The 23,460-nt window shown below is 71.6% G+C and carries 19 protein-coding genes; 10 read left to right on the forward strand and 9 right to left on the reverse strand.

The genetic code is table 11. The features are described 5' to 3' along the window. Positions 1 to 6: 6 nt before the first annotated feature. Both V1351_RS01600 and V1351_RS01605 read right to left on the reverse strand, forming a co-directional pair. Positions 7 to 1,644 carry a DNA repair helicase XPB gene (locus V1351_RS01600; protein ID WP_338750098.1) on the reverse strand — a complete coding sequence of 546 codons (1,638 nt, stop codon included), beginning with the start codon at positions 1,642 to 1,644 and terminating at the stop codon, positions 7 to 9. Next, positions 1,644 to 2,060, reverse strand: a complete 417-nt coding sequence (locus V1351_RS01605) for a hypothetical protein (protein ID WP_338750099.1) — start codon at positions 2,058 to 2,060, stop codon at positions 1,644 to 1,646. Before V1351_RS01605 ends, V1351_RS01600 begins: the two co-directional genes overlap by 1 nt. Positions 2,061 to 2,133: 73 nt before the next feature. On the opposite strand from V1351_RS01605, the gene V1351_RS01610 reads away from it, so the two are divergent. Beyond that, positions 2,134 to 3,075, forward strand: coding sequence for a hydroxymethylglutaryl-CoA lyase (locus V1351_RS01610; protein ID WP_338750100.1), 942 nt, complete (start codon positions 2,134 to 2,136; stop codon positions 3,073 to 3,075). A gap of 106 nt (positions 3,076 to 3,181) precedes the next feature. On the opposite strand, the gene V1351_RS01615 is transcribed toward V1351_RS01610, so the two are convergent. Both V1351_RS01615 and V1351_RS01620 read right to left on the reverse strand, forming a co-directional pair. Beyond that, complete coding sequence (locus tag V1351_RS01615; RefSeq protein ID WP_338750101.1) at positions 3,182 to 5,380, reverse strand: helicase-associated domain-containing protein; 2,199 nt, start codon at positions 5,378 to 5,380, stop codon at positions 3,182 to 3,184. A 33-nt stretch (positions 5,381 to 5,413) separates the two neighbouring features. Then, the gene (locus tag V1351_RS01620; RefSeq protein WP_338750102.1) at positions 5,414 to 6,607 is read right to left on the reverse strand and encodes an MFS transporter; all 1,194 of its coding nucleotides are present in this window, start codon (positions 6,605 to 6,607) and stop codon (positions 5,414 to 5,416) included. A 217-nt stretch (positions 6,608 to 6,824) separates the two neighbouring features. Between V1351_RS01620 and V1351_RS01625 the strand changes: the two genes are divergently transcribed. From V1351_RS01625 to V1351_RS01640, 4 genes are all read left to right on the forward strand, one after another. Then, a complete protein-coding gene (locus V1351_RS01625) occupies positions 6,825 to 7,742 on the forward strand; it encodes an aldose 1-epimerase family protein (RefSeq protein ID WP_338750103.1) in 918 nt (305 codons plus the stop codon). A 110-nt stretch (positions 7,743 to 7,852) separates the two neighbouring features. Continuing rightward, positions 7,853 to 8,248 (forward strand): cold-shock protein, encoded by a 396-nt coding sequence (locus V1351_RS01630; RefSeq protein WP_338750104.1) that lies wholly within the window; start codon positions 7,853 to 7,855, stop codon positions 8,246 to 8,248. Between the two features lie 2 nt (positions 8,249 to 8,250). Continuing rightward, entirely contained in the window at positions 8,251 to 8,991 is a 741-nt protein-coding gene (locus tag V1351_RS01635; protein WP_338750106.1) for a DUF3027 domain-containing protein, read from the forward strand. 100 nt (positions 8,992 to 9,091) lie between these two features. Next, complete coding sequence (locus tag V1351_RS01640) at positions 9,092 to 10,573, forward strand: NCS2 family permease (protein WP_338750108.1); 1,482 nt, start codon at positions 9,092 to 9,094, stop codon at positions 10,571 to 10,573. 388 nt (positions 10,574 to 10,961) lie between these two features. On the opposite strand, the gene V1351_RS01645 is transcribed toward V1351_RS01640, so the two are convergent. Then, on the reverse strand, positions 10,962 to 11,876 hold the full coding sequence (locus V1351_RS01645; RefSeq protein WP_338750110.1) for a type IV toxin-antitoxin system AbiEi family antitoxin domain-containing protein: 915 nt from the start codon (positions 11,874 to 11,876) through the stop codon (positions 10,962 to 10,964). 329 nt (positions 11,877 to 12,205) lie between these two features. Between V1351_RS01645 and V1351_RS01650 the strand changes: the two genes are divergently transcribed. Together V1351_RS01650 and V1351_RS01655 are read left to right on the forward strand one after the other, a co-directional pair. Further along, positions 12,206 to 12,652 (forward strand): MarR family winged helix-turn-helix transcriptional regulator, encoded by a 447-nt coding sequence (locus V1351_RS01650; protein ID WP_338750112.1) that lies wholly within the window; start codon positions 12,206 to 12,208, stop codon positions 12,650 to 12,652. Further along, entirely contained in the window at positions 12,649 to 13,935 is a 1,287-nt protein-coding gene (locus V1351_RS01655) for an MFS transporter (protein WP_338750114.1), read from the forward strand. Before V1351_RS01650 ends, V1351_RS01655 begins: the two co-directional genes overlap by 4 nt. Positions 13,936 to 14,072: 137 nt before the next feature. Here V1351_RS01655 and serC read toward each other — a convergent pair whose 3' ends face one another. Genes serC through V1351_RS01670 form a run of 3 tightly spaced genes read right to left on the reverse strand, consistent with a single transcriptional unit; the run spans position 14,073 to position 17,174 of the window. Then, the gene (gene serC / locus V1351_RS01660) at positions 14,073 to 15,194 is read right to left on the reverse strand and encodes a phosphoserine transaminase (protein ID WP_338750116.1); all 1,122 of its coding nucleotides are present in this window, start codon (positions 15,192 to 15,194) and stop codon (positions 14,073 to 14,075) included. A gap of 34 nt (positions 15,195 to 15,228) precedes the next feature. Beyond that, positions 15,229 to 16,050 carry an LppX_LprAFG lipoprotein gene (locus V1351_RS01665; protein ID WP_338750118.1) on the reverse strand — a complete coding sequence of 274 codons (822 nt, stop codon included), beginning with the start codon at positions 16,048 to 16,050 and terminating at the stop codon, positions 15,229 to 15,231. A 14-nt stretch (positions 16,051 to 16,064) separates the two neighbouring features. Further along, on the reverse strand, positions 16,065 to 17,174 hold the full coding sequence (locus V1351_RS01670; protein ID WP_338750120.1) for a citrate synthase 2: 1,110 nt from the start codon (positions 17,172 to 17,174) through the stop codon (positions 16,065 to 16,067). Between the two features lie 167 nt (positions 17,175 to 17,341). Here V1351_RS01670 and V1351_RS01675 point away from each other — a divergent pair, with 167 nt between their 5' ends. Genes V1351_RS01675 through pdxH form a run of 3 tightly spaced genes read left to right on the forward strand, consistent with a single transcriptional unit; the run spans position 17,342 to position 22,069 of the window. Beyond that, entirely contained in the window at positions 17,342 to 19,324 is a 1,983-nt protein-coding gene (locus tag V1351_RS01675) for an acyltransferase family protein (protein ID WP_338750122.1), read from the forward strand. Continuing rightward, positions 19,321 to 21,348, forward strand: coding sequence for an acyltransferase family protein (locus tag V1351_RS01680; protein ID WP_338750124.1), 2,028 nt, complete (start codon positions 19,321 to 19,323; stop codon positions 21,346 to 21,348). The genes V1351_RS01675 and V1351_RS01680 overlap by 4 nt, the downstream gene beginning before the upstream one ends. A 16-nt stretch (positions 21,349 to 21,364) precedes the next feature. After that, positions 21,365 to 22,069 (forward strand): pyridoxamine 5'-phosphate oxidase, encoded by a 705-nt coding sequence (pdxH, locus tag V1351_RS01685; RefSeq protein WP_338750126.1) that lies wholly within the window; start codon positions 21,365 to 21,367, stop codon positions 22,067 to 22,069. A gap of 80 nt (positions 22,070 to 22,149) precedes the next feature. On the opposite strand, the gene V1351_RS01690 is transcribed toward pdxH, so the two are convergent. After that, the gene (locus V1351_RS01690; RefSeq protein WP_338750127.1) at positions 22,150 to 23,448 is read right to left on the reverse strand and encodes a hydroxyacid-oxoacid transhydrogenase; all 1,299 of its coding nucleotides are present in this window, start codon (positions 23,446 to 23,448) and stop codon (positions 22,150 to 22,152) included. Positions 23,449 to 23,460: the final 12 nt, after the last annotated feature.

Here is a 23,460-nt window from a genome sequence, read left to right on the forward strand (position 1 = left end):
CGGGTTTCAGACCGCGAGGTCGTCGGAGTCGACGATCCGGTAGGCGTAGCCCTGCTCGGCGAGGAAGCGCTGGCGGTGCGCGGCGAACTCAGCGTCCACCGTGTCCCGGGCGACGACGGTGTAGAAGTGCGCGGTGCGGCCGTCCTCCTTCGGGCGGAGGAGCCGACCGAGGCGCTGGGCCTCCTCCTGCCGCGAGCCGAAGGTCCCGCTGACCTGGATGGCCACGGTCGCCTCGGGCAGGTCGACGGAGAAGTTGGCCACCTTGGAGACGACGAGCAGGTTGGTGCGGCCCTCTCGGAAGTCGGCAAAGAGCTCCTGACGCACCTTGACCGGGGTCTCGCCGGTGATCAGGTCCGCGTCCAGCTGCTCGGACAACTCGTGCAACTGGTCGAGGTACTGACCGATGACCAGGGTGGGTTCGCCCTCGTGCTGGTCGACGATCCGGCGCACCACCCGCGGCTTGGCCGGTGAGCACGAGGCCAACCGATAGCGGTCCTCGGCGTCGGCGGTGGCGTAGGCCATCCGCTCGGCGTCGCTGAGCGTCACCCGGACCTCGACGCAGTCGGCGGGGGCGATGTAGCCCTGCGCCTCGATGTCCTTCCACGGCGCGTCGAAACGCTTGGGCCCGATGAGCGAGAACACGTCCGCCTCGCGTCCGTCCTCACGCACCAGCGTCGCGGTCAGACCCAGGCGACGGCGCGCCTGTAGGTCGGCGGTCATCCGGAAGATCGGCGCAGGCAGCAGGTGCACCTCGTCGTAGACGATCAACCCCCAGTCGCGGGCGTCGAGCAGGTCGAGGTGCGGGTAGGCACCCTTCCGCTTGAGCGTGAGCACCTGGTAGGTCGCGATCGTCACCGGGCGCACCTCCTTGCGCGCCCCCGAGTACTCGCCGATCTCGTCCTCGGTCAGGGTGGTGCGGGCGAGGAGCTCTTCCTTCCACTGCCGCGCGCTGACGGTGTTGGTGACGAGGATCAGGGTGGTCGCCTTGGCCGCGGACATCGCGCCGGCGCCGACGAGCGTCTTGCCCGCGCCGCACGGCAGGACGACGACGCCGGAGCCGCCGTCCCAGAACCCGTCGACCGCGTGTTGCTGGTAGGGCCGCAGACTCCAGCCGTCCTCGGTGAGGGCGATCGGGTGCGCCTCGCCGCTGACGTAGCCGGCGCGGTCCTCGGCGGGCCACCCGACCTTGAGCAGTTCCTGCTTGAGGGTGCCGCGCTCGGAGGGATGGACGACGACCTCGTCGGGGGAGAGCTGCTCGCCGATCAGCGGCTTGATCTTCTTGTGCCGCAGCACCTCGGTGAGCACGGCGCGGTCCGTGGTGCGCAGCACGAGCTGGTCGCCGTCCTTCTCCAGCACCAGGCGCCCGTAGCGGTCCATCGTGTCGGCGATGTCGACGAGCAGTGCCTGCGGGACCGGGTAGCGCGAGTGCGTGACCAGGGCATCGACCACCTGCTCGGCGTCGTGGCCGGCAGCGCGGGCGTTCCACAGGCCGAGGGGAGTGACCCGGTAGGTGTGGATGTGCTCCGGGGCGCGTTCGAGTTCGGCGAAGGGGGCGATGGCCCGGCGCGCAGCGGCGGCCTTGTCGTGGTCGACCTCGAGCAGGAGGGTCTTGTCGCTCTGGACGATGAGCGCGCCGTCGGTCATCACAGCGACACGTACCCGTCGACGGAGGGCCCCCCCACGGTCACGAAGACGATGGCCACGATGATCGCGAGGACGACCAGCAGGCTGAGCAGCACGAGCACGATCCAGCCGATGCGGGTCATCTTCTTCGCGTGCTCGGGGTCGCTCGCGTTCTGGGTGATGCCCAGGATGCCGAAGATCAGCGGGATGAGACCGACGAGGCAGCAGATGCCCGAGAGCGTCAGGACTCCCGAGATCACGCTCAGCACGACCGCGGAGGTGTTCGCCGGGGTCGGATTGCCGTACTGGCCGGTGCCGGGCACCTGCGCCGGGCCGCCGGTCGTGGCCGGCCGGTAGTCTGGCAGCTCTCCGCCGCCGGGGGGCTGCGCGGCGCCGTAGGGTGCCGGCGCTCCGCTCTGGTGGGGATCGTGGGTCATGTCATCGTGTCCTCTCGGTCAGCCCGGCACTGAGCCGTCAACCAACGGTACGGGATGCGCCACAATGGACCCCATGTCGTCCACAGCACTGCCGCAGCCGGAGCCGATGACGGGTCTGCCGTCCCGCGTCACCGTGTACGAGGTCGGGCCACGGGACGGCCTGCAGAACGAGAAGAGCACGGTCCCCACGCAGGTCAAGGCCGAGTTCATCCGCCGCCTGATCGACGCGGGGCTGGAGACCGTGGAGACGACCTCATTCGTCCACCCGAAGTGGGTTCCGCAGCTCGCCGACGCGAGCGAGTTGCTGGCCGACCTCGACGAGGCGGGCCGCAGCCCCCTTCGCCCTGTCCTCGTGCCCAACGAGCGCGGGCTCGACCGTGCCATGGAGGCCGAGGTCGAGGCCGTGGCGATCTTCGGCAGCGCGACCGAGACCTTCGCCCAGAAGAATCTGGGTCGCTCCCGCGAGGAGTCGGTCGAGATGTTCGCGCCGGTCGTCAAGCGCGCCCAGGACGCCGGCATGTGGGTGCGGGCGTACGTGTCGATGTGCTTCGGCGACCCGTGGGAGGGCCCCGTGCCGGTCGACCGGGTGGCCGACGCGTGCGCCGAGCTGATGGACCTGGGCTGCGACCAGCTCTCCGTCGGCGACACGATCGGCACCGGCACCCCCGGTCACGTCGAGGCACTGCTCGCCGCGCTCGAGAAGCGGGGGGTCGGGGTGGACCGGGTCGGGGTGCACTTCCACGACACCTACGGCCAGGCGCTGTCCAACACGCTCACCGCCCTGCGCGCCGGGGTCGGCGTCGTCGACGCCTCCACCGGTGGCCTCGGCGGGTGCCCCTACGCGAAGTCAGCCACCGGCAACCTCGCGACCGAGGACCTCGTGTGGATGCTCAACGGCGCGGGCGTGGAGACCGGGCTCGACCTCGACAAGCTCGTCGCCACGAGCGTGTGGATGGCCGAGCAGCTCGGCAAGCCCTCCGCCTCACGGGTGGTCAAGGCACTCTCCGGGGCCTGATCAGCAGCATCACCCGAGAACCTCGGGCTTGACCCGAGTAGGTAACTCCGGCGACCCCGGGGAATACCGGGTGACCCGATACTCGAGTGGCAGGTGAGGCTCGCACTCACCCGTCGACGACGACGCCGGTGATCCGGTGCAGCGAGTAGACCTGCGGCTTGGCGTCGACCTCGCCCATGACACGACCACCGTCGACGGCGACCGGGTGGAAGAGGAGGTGCTTGGTGGCGCCGACGGAGTCGGTGATGCCGATCCACGCCGGCAGGCGGTCCGCGGCGGCCTCCCGCAGCAGGGCCGAGGTGCTCGCCGGGTCGAGGGCGGGGATGACCGGTGACCCGTCGTCGGGCTGGGCGCGCCGGCGCTCGGCCGCGTCCTCGCCCGCGCGCAATCGGGCGAGGACGATGGGCGCGGGGTCGGGCCGGGCCTCGGTGACCGGGCGGTCCCGTCGCGGACTGACCCGGGAGGCGGCGGGGACGGTGGAGACGACGCCGCCGGAGCTCTCCAGGGCGGGTGACTGGCCGGCCTCGCGCAGGGCCTCGACGAGCACGGCCGGCCCGACGGGGGAGATAAGCACCGTGGGCGCGATCTGGCGCAGCTGGAGGTGGCCGAGGTCCCGGTGCGCGAGCAGCGCCTCGAGGTGGGTCGGGTCGTCGCCGCGCAGGTAGCTGCCCGCGGCCCCACCCCGCAGCTGGCCGTGTCGGCGGGCGACGTCGCGGACGAGGTAGTCGAGCGGTTGCGGGACCTCGGTCGCGCTGAACCGGGACAGTGACTCCAGCAGGTCATCGGCCGCCCAGCCCGAGTCCATCGCCGAGCGCAGGCTCGCCTCCGTGAATCGGTGCACCCCGGCGCCCCCGCGGGACTCGAGCACGGCGCTGCGCCGGAGCAGGGCGGCCAGCTCCGGGACAGGCGCGCCGGGCACGATCGCGGTCAGGTCGGCCTGGAGCAGGATCCGGTCGACGGGGTCGGGCACGAAGTCGGCGAGGACTCCGGCCACCCCGTCCGAGCCCTCGAGGAGCGCTCGGCCCACCGTGCCCAGGGCGTGCCGCCCGGTGACGCCGAGGACCTCGCCCTCGCGCAGCAGCCCGGCGACGACCAGCTCGACGTCGTGGGGCATGCGTCGGGGGCGCCGTCGGCGCAGCAGCTCGACGACCCGGTCGGGCTCGGGGGCGGAGCCCTCGGGCAGCTCCGCGAGGATCGTGAGCACCTCGCGGCGCAGTGGGCGGATCGGCGGCCAGACGTGCCCGTCGGACAGGGCGTTGACGCGCCCTCCGTCGTCGGGAGCCGGGACGACGCAGGAGCGAAGGGAGGTCAGCCACGGCTTCGCAAGGTCCACCCAGCGGTGTGCCGGGTCGAGTGCCCGCCAGGCCTCCACCTCGGTCGTCAGGCGCCACGTGGGCTCCAGGGCCCGGTCGTCCGCGACCAGTGCGGCGCCGAACGCCAGCTCGAGCAGGAGGGTCGCGCTCGCCTCGTCGAGGTCCATCCGGGAGGCGAGACCGCGCAGGTCGCGGACCGCGAGACCGCCGCTGCGCAGCACGCGGGGACGCATCGCCTCCACGCGGTCCAGCAGCTCGTCGACGAGGGCGACCAGCTCGGTGGCGGCTGCGGTGGCTGCCCGATCGACGTCCTCGAGCTCACGGGCCGGGGCGGGGTCACCCCCTTCGTCCAGCGGGGCGTCGAGCAGGCGACCCCCGCGCACGGACAGGCCGACCTCCCGGGGAGCGATGACGTGCTCGGCATCCAGGGCGACGAGCAGCCCCGCGTCGAGGAGGCGCCCGACCGCCTGCCCGGTACGGCCGGTGGTGTCCGAGGGACGGGCTGCGGTGGGCCCGTGCCAGGCGATCCGGGTGAGGACTCGCTCCGCCTCGGCCCCGACGGACCCGATCGCGGCGGGGAGGTCATCGGGCACGGTGTGCTGCAGCGAGCTGGCGGGTGGGCCGAGGCCGGCCGGGTGCGGGCCGAGGACCTCAGCGACGCTGCCGGCGACCTGCCGTCCGGTGGACGACTCCCAGAGCAGGGCTGCCCGGGCGAGGTCGTCGATGAGCCCGGCGGCGCGCGACTGGTGGGTGTCGAGGAGGTCGGCGACGGCGCTGGTGTCGACGCCCGCCACGAGGCAGGCCTGCAGCGCGCTCAGGTGCGGCAGGTCGAGGTGGTCGATGGCCCGGGCGGTGCTCGCGCGGGTGCTGGCGCGGGCGGCGAGTGCGGTCAGGTCAGCCGGCTGCGGCCGGGCCAGGTCCGGACGCAGCTCCAGCAGCGCCACCAGCTCCTCGTCGGTGCGGCGGCGGATGTCCTCGGCGAGGGAGCGCACCGATCCACGGTAGTTCACCCCGCCGCCCCGGGCCTACGGGGTGGTGGGCGCGCTCGCCGGCTGCCGCTCCGTCGTGGCCGCGAGACCGTTCACCTCCGGGGAGACCAGGCGCTCCAGTCGCAGCATCAGCCAGGCGACGAGGAGGAGGCCCGCGATGATCACCGCGACGAAGGGCGCCGCGAGCCCGCGCTCGAGCAGCACACCGGCGACGACCGGCCCGATGACGCCACCGGACATGAAGGCCGCCGACTGGATGGCGTTGACCCGCCCGCGCAGGTGGTCGGGTGCCAGGTCGTTGGCCATGACGGGCAGGGTCGGCTGCAGCAGCGTCTCACCGAGACCGAAGAGTCCCAGGAAGGCGACCACGAGGACGGCTGCGGTCAGCGTGCCCGGCAGCAGGCCGCTGCCGCCCAGGGCCAGCCACGCGAGCAGCCAGATGCCGAGCATGACCAGGCCGACCCGGGTGCGGCGGTGGCCCTCGATCCGTTGGAGGACCCAGAACTGCAGCAGCACGATGACGGCGGTGTTGACCGCGAAGGCGACCCCGATCGTCTCGGTGCTCACCTGCGAGACACCGCGGGCGAAGGCCGGGATGCCCGCCTCGAGCTGCCCGTACCCGACGAAGCTCGTGACCAGGCCGATGAGCAGGATCCAGCGCATGCCGGGCAGCCGGAGCACGGTGCCGTAGCTCGCCGGCGAGGTGTCCTCGGCGGGCCGCTCGGATCGCGCGGTGACGTGGCGCAGCGGGCCGAGGAGCCAGATGCCCGGGATGAGGATGAGGACGGCGTCGACGAGGTAGATCGCCTCGAAGGTAACCGGACGCGAAACCTCGACGAACATCCCGGCGATGAGTCCGCCGGCGCCGATGCCCAGGTTGAGCAGGGCGAAGTTGACCCCGAAGTAGCGCTGCCGCAGGGGCCCGCGCACGAGTGCCGCGATGAAGGTGTTGCCCGCGGCCCAGCCGATGCCGGCGGACAGGCCCATCAGGGCGGCGGCGAGGAGGGCCGCTGCCGCGCTCGTCGCGAAGGCCATGACGAGCGCACCCAGGCTCTGGCTGACCCCGGCGATGATGAGCATCCACCGGGCGCCGATCGTGTCGGTGAGGCTGCCCATGGGGCCGGAGAGGACCGCTGCCGTCAGCGCGAGGACGGCCATGACCGTGCCCGCGGTGTCGAGCGGGAGGTGGCGCACCTCGTTGAGGTAGATGACCGTGAAGGGCAGCGTCATCCCGCGTCCCAGGTGCTTGCAGGGCGACCGTCGACAGCAGGAACCGGCCCTCGCGTGGCAGCGCTCGCCAGAAGCCGCGCAGCCCGCGGCCGATCTCCTCTGCAGGAAGGTCACGGGGGAGTGAAGTCACCCGGCCGATCCTGCCCCAGGGGACCGACACGCGACGACTCGATTCGGCAGCGTCCGCGAGCACTCCCTTCGCCGTAACGTTGAAGGCATGGTCATCCCCGCGACCGGAACCCAGTGGCAGCTGAGCAGCGGTGACGTCGAGGCCGTCGTCGTCGAGGCGGGCGGCGGGCTGCGCACGCTGACCGTCGCGGGGGTCGAGGTCGTCGCCGGGTACCCCGTGGCGGACATGGCCCCGTCCGGTCGCGGACAGCTGCTCGTGCCCTGGCCCAACCGGATCCGCGACGGGCGATACCGATTCGACGGGCGCGACCACGTGCTGCCGATCACCGAGCGCTCCACCGGCAACGCCAGCCACGGGCTGGTGCGGTGGGAGGCCTTCCGTCCGACCGAGCGCGACGACGACCGGATCGTGCTGGTGCACACGGTGCACCCGCGGCCGGGCTACCCCTTCGCCCTCGAGGTGCGGGTCGTCTGGCAGGTCGACCCACGCGGGCTGACCTGCGCCACGACCATCACCAACATCGGCCGGGACGTGGCGCCGGTCGGGTACGGCGCCCATCCCTACCTCGCCCTCGGCGCCACCCCGGCAGCGCAGGCGCGCCTGACCGTCCCCGCAGACCGCGTCGTGCTCGTCGACCCCGACCGCAAGCTGCCGGTCGGGACGCACGAGGTGGCGGGTTCCCCCTTCGACCTGCGCGGTGGGGATCGGCTCGGCGACCGCGACATCGACAACGCGTACACCGGTCTGGAGCGTGGGCCGGACGGCTGCTGGACGGTCACTCTCGAGGGCGGGCGCACCACGCGCCTGTGGGGCGGGCCGGGGATGGACTGGGTGCAGGTCTTCACCGGGCGCTCCACCCCGGCGGGCCTCGGTGAGGGCCTGGCGACCGGCATCGCCGTCGAGCCGCTGTCGTGCCCGCCGGACGCCTTCAACTCGGGTGAGGGCCTCGTCGCACTGCAGCCCGGCACCACGTGGACCGGCCAGTGGGGCGTCGAGATCGGCTGAGACCTTGCCGTTGGGGCCGGCCCGCCCCCACGGGTTAGCCTTGGGTGGGGCGTGCGGTGTCGCATGCCCATTTCACGAGTACGAGCAACTGTCGAGCAACGAGGTGCACGGTGCCCACTGGCAAGGTCAAGTGGTACGACGCGGAGAAGGGCTTCGGCTTCATCTCCGGGGACGACGGCGAGGACGTCTTCCTCCACGCCAACGCCCTGCCCGAGGGCGAGACGACCATCAAGGGCGGTACGCGCGTCGACTACGGCATCGTCGAGGGACGCCGCGGCGCCCAGGCGCTGTCCGTGACGGTCATCGAGGCCCCCCCGAGCGTGGCCAAGAACCTGCGTCAGCGTGACCGCAAGCCCGCCGACGAGATGGTCGGCATCGTCGAGGACGTCATCAAGTTGCTCGACAACGTCTCCAACGGACTGCGTCGCGGTCGATACCCGGAGAAGGCCCAGGGCGCCCAGCTCGCCCAGGTCCTGCGCCGCGTCGCCGACGACCTGGAGGGCTGACCATGCCACCCCGCACCAAGACCGATGCCGTCCTCGCGGCGGCCGTCGAGCCCGCTCGCCGTGAGCTCCTCGAGGCGACGAAGGGGGAGGGCGTCGGCGAGCACGTCGGCTTCACCCTCGAGGCCGACCGCCTGGGTACCCACTGGTTCGAGGCCACCCTGCCGGGGTACGGCGGCTGGCACTGGGCCGTCACCGTCACCCGGGTGCCGCGCGGCAAGGCCGCGACGGTGTGCGAGTCCCAGCTGCTGCCGGGCGAGGGCGCGATCCTCGCCCCCGCGTGGCTGCCGTGGTCCGAGCGGCTCGCCCCCGGTGACGTCGGTCCCGGCGACGTCACCCCCAAGGTCGACGAGGACCCCTTCCTCGAGTGGGGTTTCGAGGCCACCGGCGAGGAGGACGTCGACTCGGTCGCGCTCTGGGAGCTCGGCCTGGGTCGCACCCGCGTGCTCTCCGCCGAGGGCCGCGACGCGGCCGCCCGGCGGTGGTACGACGGCAGCCACGGCCCGACGGCCGAGGTCGCGCTCAAGGCCCCCGCGCCGTGTGGCGAGTGCGGTTACTTCCTGCCGATGCCCGGCGAGCTGCGCCGGGTCTTCGGCGTCTGCGCCAACGAGTGGAGCCCGAGCGACGGCGGCGTCGTGAGCAAGGACCACGGTTGCGGCGCGCACTCCGAGGTCGACATGCCGGCCCCCGAGCCGGAGAAGGTCGGGACCCCGATCCTCGACGACGGGGCCGTCGAGGCGCTCTGAGGGCTGACCGGCACCGACCGGGCCGGTGACCGGGGGTGGGCGCTGGTGACCGGTAACCCGGCGCGCGCCGCGCTCGGGGCCGCGCTTACGATGGGCGCCCATGAGCACCCCTGCGCGCCCTTCGACCGAGGGCTCCGTCCTCGAGCGCCACTTCAAGATCGCCGAACGCGGTTCCACCATCGGTCGCGAGATCCGCGGTGGCATCGCGACGTTCTTCACGATGGCTTACATCGTGGTCCTCAACCCCCTGATCATCGGCACCCAGACCGACTCGACGGGCGGGTTCCTCGGCGGCGGTGACGGGCCGAACCTCGCGATGGTCGCCGCGACCACCGCCCTCGTCGCCGGTGCGATGACCCTGCTCATGGGGGTCGTCGCGAACTACCCGCTGGCACTGGCAGCCGGTCTGGGTCTGAACGCCTTCGTCGCCTTCGGTGTCGCCAAGCTGCCGGAGATGACCTGGGCCGACGCGATGGGTCTGGTGGTCCTCGAGGGCCTGATCATCCTCGTGCTGGTGCTCACCGGCTTCCGCAAGGCGGTGCTGCACGCCGTGCCCGCGCCGCTGAAGACGGCGATCAGCGTCGGCATCGGCCTCTTCATCACCATCGTCGGTCTGGTCGACGCCGGCTTCGTGCGCAAGGCCGAAGGGGGGCCCCTGGGGGAACTGGGCGTCGGCGGCTTCCTCGCCGGCTGGCCCCTGCTGGTGTTCGTCGTCGGCCTCTTCATCATCATCACGCTGCACGTGCGGGGCGTGCGTGGCGCGATCCTCTACGGGATCCTCGGCACGACGGTCCTGGCGATCGTCGTCGAGGCGATCTTCTCCGTCGGCAGCCAGACCAATGCCCAGGGCGAGATGGTCAACCCCACCGGCTGGGGCCTGAACGTCCCCGCCATCCCGACGAACTTCGTCGACCCGCCGGACTTCGGGCTGCTGGGCGACTTCAGCCTGCTCGGGTCCTTCGACAAGATCGGCATCATCTCCGCCTCGCTGCTCGTCTTCACGATCCTGCTGGCGGACTTCTTCGACACGATGGGCACGATGGTCGCCGTCGGTGCCGAGGGCGACCTGCTCGACGAGGAGGGCAATCCGCCCAACTCGCAGAAGATCCTCATCGTGGACTCGCTCGCCGCGGCGGCCGGTGGTGCCGCCTCGGTCAGCTCGAACACCAGCTACATCGAGTCGGCGTCCGGTGTCGGGGAGGGCGCCCGCACGGGTCTGGCGTCGGTCGTCACGGGCATCCTCTTCCTGCTCGCGACCTTCCTGTCGCCGCTCGTCGCGGTCGTGCCCTACGAGGCCGCGACGCCGGCGCTCGTGCTCGTGGGCTTCCTGATGATGCAGCAGGTCAGGGACATCGACTGGGACGATCTGGAGATCGCGATCCCGGCCTTCCTGACGATCATCCTCATGCCCTTCACGTACTCGATCACCGCCGGCATCGGCGCCGGCTTCGTCACCTACGTCTTCATCAAGGCCGTGCGCGGCAAGTTCTCCGCGATCCACCCGCTCATGTGGCTCGTCGGCGTGCTCTTCGTGCTGTACTTCGCGATCGACCCGATCAAGGGGATCCTGGGCGTCGGCTGAGTCACTCGAATATCGGGTGACCCGATGTTCCCCGGCTCCGCAGGAGTTTCCTACTGCTGCGGAGCCGGGGTTTCTCCAGTCGAGCGCCTCGTGGCGGCGGGGGACGGCACGGAGCGAAGGGGGCATGGCCGCCGGATCCGGACGTGGCCGCCAGATCCGGACGTGGCCGGGAAATCTCACGATGGCCGGGAAGCCCGAGGTCGGCCACGACGTGTCCCGGCCATGTCGAGGTGCGGCGGTCAGCGCGGGTGGACCCGGCCCGGACACCTCGAACCCGCGTCGGCAGCACGTGTCGGCCGGGCATGCGCCGATCCGTCAGGTGCCGGCCCGGCAGGGGGTAGTCGACCCGCCAAGTGCCGGCCCGGTGGGCGCACGCGAGCAGACCCGGTCAGGCCGCCTGGCGCATCGCGCGCTGGACGAGGTCGAACACCCGCTCCGGGTTGTCCAGGTCCGCCCAGACGAGGCGCACCACGAGGTAGCCCGCAGCGCGCAGCCGATCCTCGCGTGCCTTCTCCCGCTGGAGCGCCAACCGCCCATCCGCTCCCGCGTACTTGACCATCCCGTCGAACTCCACGACCACGCGATCGCCCACCAGGAAGTCGACCCGCCCGACGAACCCGTCCTCGTCCCGGATGTCGACCTGGCTGCGGACGTGCAGACCCAGATCGGTGAGGAGTACGCGCGTGCGGGTCTCACCGACCGACTCGCAGGTGGCGTCGGAGCCCTCGACGGCCAGCTCGAGTCGGCGGCGAGCACGTGGCCCCAGCGACAGGTCATCACCCGCCCTGACCACGGCATCGGTCGTGACGCTGCCTTCGTGCAGAGCGCGATCAAGGCACACCAGTCCCGGAACCACCCCGTGCTCGACGACCACCTGCGCGATCGCGACGGACGCAGGGACGACGGACCCGCCATCGACCACGACGGGCGTGATGCCGGCGGGCCATGGGTGGAGAGCGATGCCCGATCGCAGGCGGCGGCGTGGGGTCGAGCACACGACATCGACCCGGCCAGCAGGTCCGCCCCACGCCGGCAGTCCGTGCAGGACCACCGCGCTCATGTGTGAGGCAGCCGCCCCGGGGCGGTCCGCGAGCACCGCCCGGGCGCACAGCCCCAGCCGCTGCTCGGGGTTGGCCTCTCGCCAGACCGACCCGGTGGCGAAGAGTCCACGGCGTATTCGGACCAGGATGCCCGCGCGGACCAACCGAGCCACCGTGAGCTCGTCCACGTCTGCGCCGCTCAGCTGACTCGTCGTGCAGATCTGGCCGTTGGCCGTCAACAGGGCTCGAATACGTGCGTCCACCCCTCCATGGTGGCGCGAGACCCCCTTCGCCCGCCGGGGTCATCCACAGGCTCGCGGCGGCGATCGGCAGGGGCGCGTCTCCGTGGCCGGGAGCCGCGGGCATGGCCGGGACATCTGAGGATGCCCTGCGCACGACCCGGCCATCACTGGACGACCCGGTCATCCTCGGGCAGCGCGGTCCACGGGGGCGGGGCGGAGCCGATGCGAAGGGAGGGCCTCGGGACTCGCCCGCAGCCCGCAGCCCGCAGCTCGCGCCTTCTCCACCGCCCTGCGGAATAGTTAGCACACGTAATGAGTTGTGCTAACGTCATCCCCGCGAAAGGAGCCTCGTGACCCAGACCCCCACCAGAGCGCTCACCCCGAAGAAGATCGCCGCCCTCAGCGAGGACCTGCGCCTGGCGTGCATGCGCATCAGCCGACGGATCCGCTTCGAGGGCGCCGACGAGATCGCGCCCCACCAGTTCAGCGTGCTGGCCCGCCTCGAGCGCGGCCCCCTGACACCACGTGCCCTCGCCGACATCGAGAAGGTCTCGGCGCCGAGCATGACCCGCACCGTCGGCTGCCTCGTCGACGCTGGTCTGGTCGAGCGGCACGACGACCCCGAGGACGGCCGCCGCGTCCTCGTCGAGCTCACCGACGCCGGCCGCGCCTCCCTCCTGGAGGTCCGTCGCGAGCGTGGTCGCTGGATGTCCGAGCGCGTGCAGGAGCTGACCGCGCACGAGCAGGCCACCCTCACCGAGGCCGCGGAGATCCTGACGAGGGTCGCCGCCCGATGAGCCCGACCTTCGCCTCCCTGTCCGTGCGCAACTACCGCGTCTACGCCACCGGCGGCATCGTCTCCAACACCGGCACCTGGATGGGCCGCACCGCCCAGGACTGGGTCGTGCTCACCATGCTGACCGACCACTCCGCGACGGCCCTGGGCATCGTCACGGGTCTGCAGTTCCTGCCGATGCTGGCGCTCGCGCCATGGGCCGGCTCCGTCATCGACCGCGTGCCCAAGCGCACGCTGCTCATGGTCAGCCAGGCGATGCTCGGCCTCGCGGCGCTGGTCGGTGGCGTCCTCGTCGTCACCGGTGCCGCCCAGCTGTGGCACTTCTACCTCATCGCCCTCGCGACCGGGTTGGCCACCGCCTTCGACAACCCGGCCCGCCAGTCCTTCGTCTCCGAGATGGTCCCGATGGACCGCCTGGCCAATGCCGTCGCGCTCAACAGCGCCTCCTTCAACCTCGGTCGCCTCGCCGGCCCGGGCGTTGCCGGCCTGGTCATCGCCGCGGTCGGCTCCGGGCCGGCGTTGCTGCTCAACGCCGCGTCCTTCGGTGCGGTGATCGTCGCGCTGACCCTCATGCGAACCAGTGAGCTGAGCCCCGCGCCCCGAGCCACCGGTCGCGGTGGTGTCCGAGAAGGGTTGCGCTACGTGCGTGGGCGCCCCGACATCATGCTCGTGCTGCTGCTCGTCTTCGTGCTGGGCACCTTCGGGCTGAACTTCCAGATGACCATCGCCCTCATGGCCACCGAGGTCTTCGACCGCGGCGCCCAGGGCTACGGGCTGCTCGGCACGATCCTGGCCGTCGGCTCACTGAGCGCGGCCCTCTACTCCGCCCGGCGCAACCAGCCCCGCTTGCGGGTGCTGCTGGCATCACTGACCGGCTTCACTGTCGCCGCAACCGCAGCCGCGCTCGCCCCCACCTACTGGACCTTCGCCATCGCGCTGGCCGCATGCGGTGGGACGGCGCTCAGCGCGACGACCACCGCCAACGCGATGGTGCAGATGCGCAGCGACCCGTCGATGCGTGGGCGCGTCATGGCGCTGTACATGGCGCTCTTCGTCGGTGGTAAGCCCCTCGGTGCCCCGATCATCGGCGTCATCGGCGACGTCCTCGGTCCCCGCTGGACCGTCGGCGTCGGTGCGATCGCGGTGGGGATCACGCTGGCCGCCGTCGCCCGGTGGATGGTCAGGCACGAGAATGTCCGGGTGAGTTACTCCCACAGCCGACGGCCGCACCTGCGCGTCACCCGTCCGGCCCCCGAGGCCATGGCCGAGGTCGCGTCCCGATGACCCCGCGCTTCCGTCGGAACATGACGCTCTTCGTGCTCTTCGCGCTCGTCGTCGTCGCGGCCATCGCAGCGCTGGTCTAGAGTCCTGCGCTCGCAACTGCGTGGGCCCCTGCGATGTGGGGTGCTGGTGCGGGATGCTCAGAGTCGCTCGATGACGTGGTCGATGCAGGCCAGCAGCGCCGAGACGTCCTCGGGATCCACGGCCGGGAACGTCCCGATCCGCAGCTGGTTGCGCCCGAGCTTGCGGTAGGGGTCGACGTCGACGATCCCGTTGCGGCGCAATGTCGCCGCGATGGCGGCCGCGTCGATCTCCTCGTCGACGTCGATCGTGGCGACCACCTGCGAGCGCGCGGCCGGGTCCGTGACGAAGGGGGTGGTGTGCGCCCCCTTCGCCGCCCAGTCGTAGATGCGGGCCGAGGAGTCGGCCGTGCGGGCGGTGGTGAAGTCCAACCCGCCCGACTCGTTCATCCAGCGCACCTGCTCGTCCATCAGCGCCAGCGTGGAGATCGCCGGGGTGTTCAGGGTCTGGTCCTTGCGGGAGTTGTCGATCGCGCTGGTCAGGGACAGGAAGGCCGGGACCCACCGGTCCGTCCTCGCGAGCTCCTCGGCGCGGGCGAGCGCAGCCGGGCTGAGCACGGCGAACCACAGCCCGCCCTCGGAGGCGAAGGACTTCTGCGGGGCGAAGTAGTAGGCGTCGGTCTGCGCGATGTCGACGGGCAGACCGCCGGCGCCGGAGGTGGCGTCGACGAGCACGAGCGCGTCGGGGGCGGCGCCCTCGGGCCGCACGACCGTCGCCATGACACCGGTCGAGGTCTCGTTGTGCGGCCAGGCGTAGGCGTCGACACCCGCCTCGGCGACGGGGTGGGCCAACGACCCGGGCTCGGCCGAGCGGATGCTCGGCTCGGCGAGGAAGGGGGCACGGCTGGCGGCGGTGGCGAACTTGCCGGAGAACTCGCCGAAGACCAGGTGCTGGGAGCGCTCGCGGATGAGGCCCAGGGTGGCGATGTCCCAGAACGCGCTCGCCCCGCCGTTGCCGAGGACGACCTCGTAGCCGTCCGGGAGGGAGAAGAGCTGCGTGAGCCCCTCTCTCACAGAGCCGACGATGGAGCGCACCGGCGCCTGCCGGTGGGAGGTGCCCAGCACGCTCGTGGCGATCTGCTGCAGGTGTTCGACCTGCTCGAGACGCACCTTCGAGGGGCCGGAGCCGAAACGCCCGTCAGCGGGGAGGAGGGCGAGGGGGATGCGGATCTGGTCGCTCACGCCACGGATTGTCCCCCACGAGCGGCCGCGGCGGTCAGGGCGTCCCGGAATCCGGCGACTGGGCGATCTCGGAGGGCTTCGGCGTGCTGATGTCCACCGGCTGGCCCCACTCGCTGGCCATCACCTCCGCGGAGACACCGTTGGCCGAGAAGGACATCTTGCGGATCAGGTCGTCGTCGTCGAGCCAGACGTCGTAGAGGATCGTGTCGGCCGTCCCGGGGGCCTTCTCCATGCCGAGCTCGGCAAGGGCCCGCTGCGAGTCGACGCTGGCGGTGTAGTGCGTCGTCGAGACCCCGCCGACCTTCTCCTTGCCCTTGGTCCCGGCCTGCTCGACTCCGGCCACGAAGGCGTCGAGCTGGTTGCGCATGCTCAGGATCTGGATCTGTTGCAGAGTCTGTCCGACCGCGGGGTTGTCGGAGTCCTCCTCGACCGGGACCCACTTGGGCGGCTGCGCGAGATAGTACTGGCCGTCGACGAGGAGGTACCCCAGCTGCTGGTTGCCCAGGTCCAGGTCCATGTCGAGGGCGTTGCGTCGCAGGTCCTGCACACCCTTCGCCGCGGCGCTCATGGTCTCGTTCATCTGGACCTGCACGTCGATGCGCACGGTCGGCGTCTCCTCGACGGCCGCCTCGAGCCGGGTGGTGAACTCCTCGGGGTCGAAGGGCTTGCCCGTGTCGGTCGGCGTCGATGACGGCGCCGCCTCCTCGGGGGAGGCCGTCGACCCGGACGACGTGGACGGCGCGGCCGGCGTGGACTCGTTCTGCGGCGCGGTCGGACCCGGACCTGCACCGTCGTCCGCGCAACCGGTGATGGCCAGGGCCAGCGCGGCGGCGAGCAGGGGCGGGGTCAGTCGCACGGTGTTCCTTCGGGTCAGGCCGTGGGCAGCTGGTCGTGCCCGGCCACGTCCGTGACCGGGCGCGGGCCGTGTCCCACGTAGTTGCTGCTCGGGCGGATGAGGCGACCGGTGCGCTTCTGCTCCAGCACGTGTGCGGACCAGCCGGCGGTGCGCGCGCTGACGAAGAGCGGAGTCATCATGTGGCCGGGCACCTCGGCGAAGTCGAGCAGGACCGCGGCCCAGTAGTCGACATTCGTCTCCATCGTGCGGTCGGGGTAGCGCTCGGCCAGCTCGGCGATGGCGGCCTTCTCCAGCTCGAGGGCGACCTGGTAACGGGGTGCGCCCAGGCGCTTGCAGGTGTCGCGCAGGACGGCGGCGCGGGGGTCGTAGGCGCGGTAGACACGGTGGCCGAAGCCCATCAGGCGCTCCTTGTTGTCCAGTGCGTCCTTGACGTACTTCGTCGCGTCGCCGGTGCGCTCGACGCCCGCGATCATGTGCTGCGCACGTGAGGGGGCGCCGCCGTGCAGCGGCCCGGACATGGCGCCGACCGCTCCGGAGAGACAGGCTGCGGCGTCGGCGCCGGTGGAGGCGATGACCCGTGCGGTGAAGGTGGAGGCGTTCATCCCGTGCTCGGCGGCCGAGGTGAAGTAGGCGTCGATCGCCTCGACGTGCTTCGGGTCCGGCTCGCCGCGCCACCGGATCATGAAGCGCTCGACGATGTTCCTCCCCTCGTCGACGCGGGCCTGCGGGACCATCGGCTCGTCCTGGCCGTGAGCGGACTGGGCGATGAAGGACAGCGCCATGACCGACGCGCGGGCCAGGTCGTCGCGCACCTGCGTGTCGTCGACGTCGAGGAGGGGGCGGAAACCCCACAACGGTGCGAGCTGCGCGAGGGCGGACTGGACGTCGACGCGGATGTCGCCGCTGTGCACGGGAAGCGGGAAGGGCTCGGCGGGCGGCAGGCCCGGGTCGAAGGAGTCGTCGACGAGCAGGCCCCACACCCGCCCGAAGGAGACCTTGCCCACGAGGTCATTGATGTCGACCCCGCGGTACCGCAGGGCTCCACCGGCCTTGTCGGGCTCGGCGATACGGGACTCGAAGGCGACGACGCCCTCGAGTCCGTGCTTGACATCGGTGTCGGACATGGTTGTGCCTCCAGTTCAGCGTCTGCAGCGCCCATTGTGCACTCTCCACGCTGTGACGCACGCCCCCTGTCCCTCTCGGAACCGACGGGTAGCATTCCTCGAGGCCCACCCACGGCGTGCCGCGAGGACCGGCGAAGGCGCCGCACGAGAGAAACGACAGGAGCGCGGTGGCACGCTCACGCCTTGGCTACAGCCCGGCGCTCGACGGCGTCCGTGGCCTCTTCATGCTCTGCTTCATGGCCTACCACTTCGGGGTGGACCAGCTCGCGGGCATGTGGGTGTGCATCAACCTCTTCTTCGTCCTGTCCGCCTTCCTCATCACCCGCATCCTCGTGGACGAGAAGGTCACCCGCGGGGACATCGACGCCATGGCCTTCTACAAGCGCCGTGCCCGTCGACTGCTGCCGGCGCTCTTCCTCGTCCTCGGTTTCATCGTCACCTATGTCTTCCTCTGGGCCGACGAGACCGTGCGCCGCACGATCGGCGGCGACGTGCTGGCGACGCTCGGCTACGTCATGAACTGGCGTCTCATCGCCGAGGGCGACCAGTACTTCGGCACCCGGGGGGGAGCCTCCCCCCTTCGCCATGCCTGGACTCTGGCCATCGAGGAGCAGTTCTACGTCCTCGTGCCCTTCGTCATCCTCGGGCTGATGGTGCTCGCGCGCTCGCGCCGCCTGATCACCCTCGTGCTGCTCCTCGGCGCCGTGGCGAGCGCGGTGTGGACCGCGGTGCTCGGCTTCCACGACGCCAGCGACTTCCCCCGCGTCTACTACGGGACCGACACCCGCGCGCAGGCCCTCTTCATCGGCGCCGCCCTGGGCGTGTGGCTCGCCCCGGGGGCGAACGGCCGTGTCCCCACCTTCTCCGGGCCCGTGGTCCTCGCCGCCGGGATCGTCGGCGTGGTCTCCAGCGTCGGTTCCTTCCTCCTCGTCGGGCCGTACTCGGGGTGGATGTTCAACGCCGGCGGCATGTTCTTCTTCGCGCTCGGCTCGGCGCTGCTGGTCATCGCCTGCGTCGACGCGCGGCCCAGCTGGGTGCACACCGTCTTCGGGTGGCGGCCGCTGGCCCATGCCGGACGCATGTCCTACGGGCTGTACCTGTGGCACTGGCCGATCTGGCTGGCCATCGGCAACGGCCGTCTCAGCGACAGCGCGGTCGTGAACTTCGCGGTGAGTGCCGTGCTGACCGTGGGCATCGCCCACCTGTCCTACACCTACGTCGAGCGTCCCATCATCGCGAAGGGGGTGCGCGGCCTCTTCCCGTCCGTGCGGTCCGCGTCGGGCGTCGCCGCGGCCGTGGTGACGCCGATCGTCGTGCTGGCCGGCGCTGGTTTCGCCGTCGCACAGAGCGCGCCCGAGACCGCGGGCTCGCCGCCGATCGCGGCCGCCCCGGCCGGCCCGCCGCCGACGATCGTCGAGGACCAGCCCGAGTACGTGCCGAAGGAGCCGGCCCGCGTCGGCGTGTACGGCGACTCCGTCCCCTTCTACCTCGCCGACCGCTTCCCGACGGGCGCCTTCCCCGGCGTGACCGTGCACAACTACGCCAAGGAGGGTTGCGACTTGCTCGCCGAGCCGATGAGCTGGGCGCCGGGCTTCCAGGTGGGCAACCAGCCCGAGTGCGTCGCGTTGAAGAAGGAGTGGCCCCAGCAGTTCGACCAGGCCGACGACGACGTCCTCCTCGTCTTCGCCTCGCCGCTGCTGGCCGTGCCGCACGTCGTCGACGGCGAGCGGCTCTGGCTCGACGACGACGACTACCTCCAGCTGATCACCGACCGGCTCGACACGGTGCACGACGAGGCGATGGCCGCCGGCGCCGAGCAGGTGCAGCTGGTCAACGTCCCCTGCCGCAAGCCGGTCAAGGAGTCGATCCCCGAGGAGTTCCGCGTCGTCTTCGACTCCAGCCCGAAGATCGTGCAGGAGTACAAGGAGCCGGTGAAGATCAACACCCTCGTCGAGGACTGGGCCGCCGAGTACGACGACGTCGAGCTGATCGACCTGCACCAGGCGCTGTGCTCCGACGGCTACCAGTCGACGATCGACGGCATCCGGGTCTTCAACGACTACCTGCACTTCTCGCCCGAGGCGACCCCGATGATCTGGAACTACCTCCTGGGCCGGGTCAGCGAGAACTACCAGCAGGCCGGTCCATGAGCCTGACCCGCATCACCGGGGGGCTGACCACCTCCGCCGGCGCCCAGCGGCTCGCGGCCCTGGACGGGTACCGCGGGCTGTTCGTCGTCCTCGTGCTGCTCTACCACTTCGGGGTCACGGCGCTCGTCGGCGGCTGGGTCGGCATCAACCACTTCTTCGCCTTCTCCGGGTACCTGATCACGCGACTGCTCATCTCCGAGTTCGCCAAGAACGGCACCATCGACGTCCTGCGCTTCTACCGACGGCGGGCCGAGCGCCTGCTGCCCGCGCTGCTCGTGGCCTGCTCGGCGATCCTCGTCTCCGGTCTCTTCGCCGGGGCCGCCAACCGGCACCGCGACGCGGGGGACGTGCTCGCCACGCTGGCCTTCGTGCAGAACTGGCGTCTGGTCAGCCTGGAGGACGCGTACTTCGAGCAGGTCGGCAACCCATCGCCGCTGCGGCACGCCTGGACGCTCGGCGTGGAGGAGCAGTTCTACCTGCTCGTCCCGGCGCTCGTGGCGCTGCTCTTCCTGCTCTTCCGGCGCAGCCGCACCGGTCGCTTCGTCGTGGTCGCCGCGCTCGCCCTGGCCTCCGCCTGGTGGGCCGCCCACCTCGCCCGCTCCGGGGTCGACTTCTCGCGCCTCTACTACGGCACCGACACCCGTGCGCAAGCCCTCCTCGTCGGTGCGGGGATGGCCGTGCTCCTCGGACGGGACCATCGTGGCCGACTGGGGCGGCGCCCTTCGCTCCCGGTGACGCAGGCGATCGGCCTGCTCGGGTTCGCCATCTCCCTGTCCGCCTTCTTCATCGTGGGCCCGCGCAGCGAGTGGCTCTTCACCAGCGGCGGGATGCTGCTCTTCGCGGTCGGCGCCGGGATGATGGGGATGACCGCGACGGACCCGCGCCCGATGCTGATCAACCGCATCGCCGGATGGTCGCCGGCCGTGCTGCTGGGCCAGATGACCTACGGGCTCTACCTCTACCACTGGCCGATCCATCTCTGGCTGGGCCCGGTACTGGAGGGGCTGCCCCTCGCCGTCTCGGTGGTCGTCCAGCTCGCGGTGACGATCGGGGTCGCCTTCGTGTCGTTCCGGTGGCTCGAGGTTCCGGTGCTCCAGCACGGCTTCGGGGTGCTGCTGCCCGCCGGTCTGCGTCGGCGCCCGGCCGGTCCACGAGCCGCGCGCCGTGCCGGCGTTCCCGTGTGGGCGCTTCCGGTGGCCGCGACCGCCGTCGTGGCAGTGCTCGCGGCGTTCACCTTCACCCGGCCGGTGAGCACGGCCGACCTCGACGTGCCGCCGCTGATCGCCTCCGACGGGGAGTTCACCGACGCCGAGCCGCCGGTCGACGTCGCTCTGCTCGGCGACTCCGTGGGGGTCTCCCTGGCCAAGGGCTGGCGCGGCGAGGACTATCCCGGGGTGACCCTGAGCAACCAGGCCCGGATCGGCTGCGACCTCATCGACGCCCCACTCATCGCGGACGGTGAGCCGATGTCCGAGTTCGAGGGCTGCGAGCAGTGGCGCGACGACTGGCCCGCGCAGGTCGAGGAAGCCGGCTCGCAGAGCCTCCTGGTGCTCGCCGGCGTCCATTTCATCGGTGACCACGAGGTCGACGGCGAGCTCGTCGAGTCGCGCACCCCGCGGGCCGCCGCGCTGATCAAGCGCACTCTCACCGACATCGAGCAGCGGGCGAAGGACGCCGGAGTCACCCACGTGCAGATCGCCACGATGCCCTGTCGGCAGGTCGACCCCAACAAGCTCGACCCCGCACTGCGGCAGTTCGCCGGCCCGATCTCCGATCCGGCCAACATCGCCTGGGTCAACGAGACCGTCTCCGCGTGGACGAAGGGGGAGGGAGAGGGCGCCGAGCCGATCGACGGCGTCGAGCGCGATCTCCTCGACCTGCACGGCGCGCTGTGCGCCGACGGCTACACCGACGAGGTCAACGGCATCCCGCTGTACGCGGACACGGTGCACTTCTCGCCGGCCGGTGCCGCCACGGTGTGGACCTGGTTGACGCCGCGTCTCGTCGAGGCCGCCCACCGCTGACGCCTACGCTGACGGGATGAGCGCTTCCCCCGACGGGATCATCCCGCGCACCCCACCGAGCCCGGACCACGTCGACTACTCCGGGGAGGGCCTGGCCGAAGCAGAGGTGCCGGAGACCCCCTTCGCCCTGGTGACGACGTGGATCGACGCCGCCCGCGCGCGGCAGGTGGATCGCGGGGACGTCCCGGAGCCGCTGTCCATCGCCGTCGCGACGGTGGACGCCGACGGTCGGCCGGACGTGCGCACCGTGCTCATGCGCTTCCTCGACCCCGCCGGGCCCGGCTTCGTCACCAACCTCGACTCGACCAAGTCCCGTCAGCTGCAGGCCGCGCCGGTCATCGCCGCGACGCTGACCTGGCCGTCGATGTTCCGGGCGATCCGCTTCCGCGGGCGAGCCGAGCGCGTGGGGGAGAGCGAGGTCGACGCCTACTTCGCCGACCGCCCCCGCGGCTCCCAGCTGAGCGCGTGGGTCTCCCACCAGTCCGCGCCCATCGAGGGCCGGGAGCCGCTCGAGCAGGCGTGGGCCGAGATCGAGGCACGTTTCGAGGGGCAGGACGTGCCCCGGCCGCAGTTCTGGGGCGGGTGGCGGATCGTCGTCGACGAGCTCGAGGCGTGGGCCGGCCGCAGCAACCGCCTGCACGACCGCTTCCGCTGGACCCGCGTGGGTGACGGTGGTCTCGACGACGCGGGCGCCTGGCGGGTGCAGCGTCTCCAGCCCTGATCGTGGGTCCGCGGGTGGCGGATCGCGCTCGTCCTTGGAGCCACCCTCATCCCGTTGTCCGCGAACCACCAGCGGACCCCTCACCAGTGGTGCATCGACGCCCGGATGACGTCGGCGATGTCCTCCTCGGTGACCTCGCGCGGGGCGGTGGCGAGCAGTCGCTGCTGCTGCATCGTCCCGGAGACGATCCCGTCGACGTCCGCGTCGGTGTAGCCGATCTCCGCCAGGCCGGAGGGTTGACCGATGTCGCGCATGAGCCGCCGCAGCACGGCCGACAGCCGCTGGGGAGCGGCGACGTGCGCATCCAGCCCCTGCGGGTCCAGCCAGGCAGCCGCCGTGAGGTGCCGCTCAGGGTCGGCGTCGAAGGTCATCTCGAAGGCCGCCGGTGCCGTCGACGCGACCGCCATCCCGTGCGGGACCATCGCCTCGCTCGCGTCGTAGTCCACGGGCCGGAAGTGAGAACCGATGTCGTGGACGCGCCCGGCGACGGGGTAGGCATTGGCGTGCGGCACGTGCACGCCCGCGTTGCCGAAGCCCATCCCCGCGAAGGTCGCCGCCAGCGCCATGTCGTCGCGTGCCGAGGCGTCACCGGCCACCGCACCCCGGAAGGCGCCGGCGAGCAGGCGCATCGCCCTCTCGGCGTACAGGTCCGAGATCGGGTTGGCCCCGCAGTAGGGCACCCGTTGCTCGGCGCTCTTGTGCTCATAGCTCGAGTACGGCCGGGCGGTCCACGACTCGAGCGCGTGGCACAGGATGTCCATCCCGGCCGAGGCGGTCACGCCCGGCGGCTGGGTCGCGGTGAGCTCGGGGTCGACGACCGCGAGGACCGGGCGCATCCGCTCGTGGCTGATGCCGGTCTTGACCTTGGCGGCGAGCACGTCGAGGACGCAGATCGTCGTCGACTCGCTGCCCGTGCCCGTGGTGGTCGGGACCGCGACGACCGGCAGCACGGGGTGCTCGGGAGCACGCCCGCCGCCGACCGGCGCGTTGACGTAGTCCATCAGCTCGCCGGGATTGCTCAGCAGCAGGGACACCGCTTTGGCCGTGTCGATGCTCGACCCACCACCGACGGCGACGACGACGTCGGGGCGGGGTCCCCCCTTCGCCCTCTCGACCGCTGCTGCCAGGGACGCGTCGCTCGGCTCGACCGCGGCCGAGTCGTGCACCTGCGCCGCCAACCCGGCGGACCGCAGCGACTGCGCGACCCGCTCCGGGTGACCGGTCGCGACCAGCTGCGGGTCGGTGACCACGAGGACGGTGTGGGCGCCGAGTGCGGCGACGTCGTGGCCGATCTCGTCGACGGAGCCGGGACCGAACTTCAGTTTCGGTGCGGCGTAGGTGAAGACGGACTCGGGGACCTTCGGTGACGAGCGCTGCATCTGCGTTCCTTC

It is taken from the genome of Janibacter sp. A1S7 (assembly GCF_037198315.1).
GTDB lineage: Bacteria > Actinomycetota > Actinomycetes > Actinomycetales > Dermatophilaceae > Janibacter > Janibacter alittae.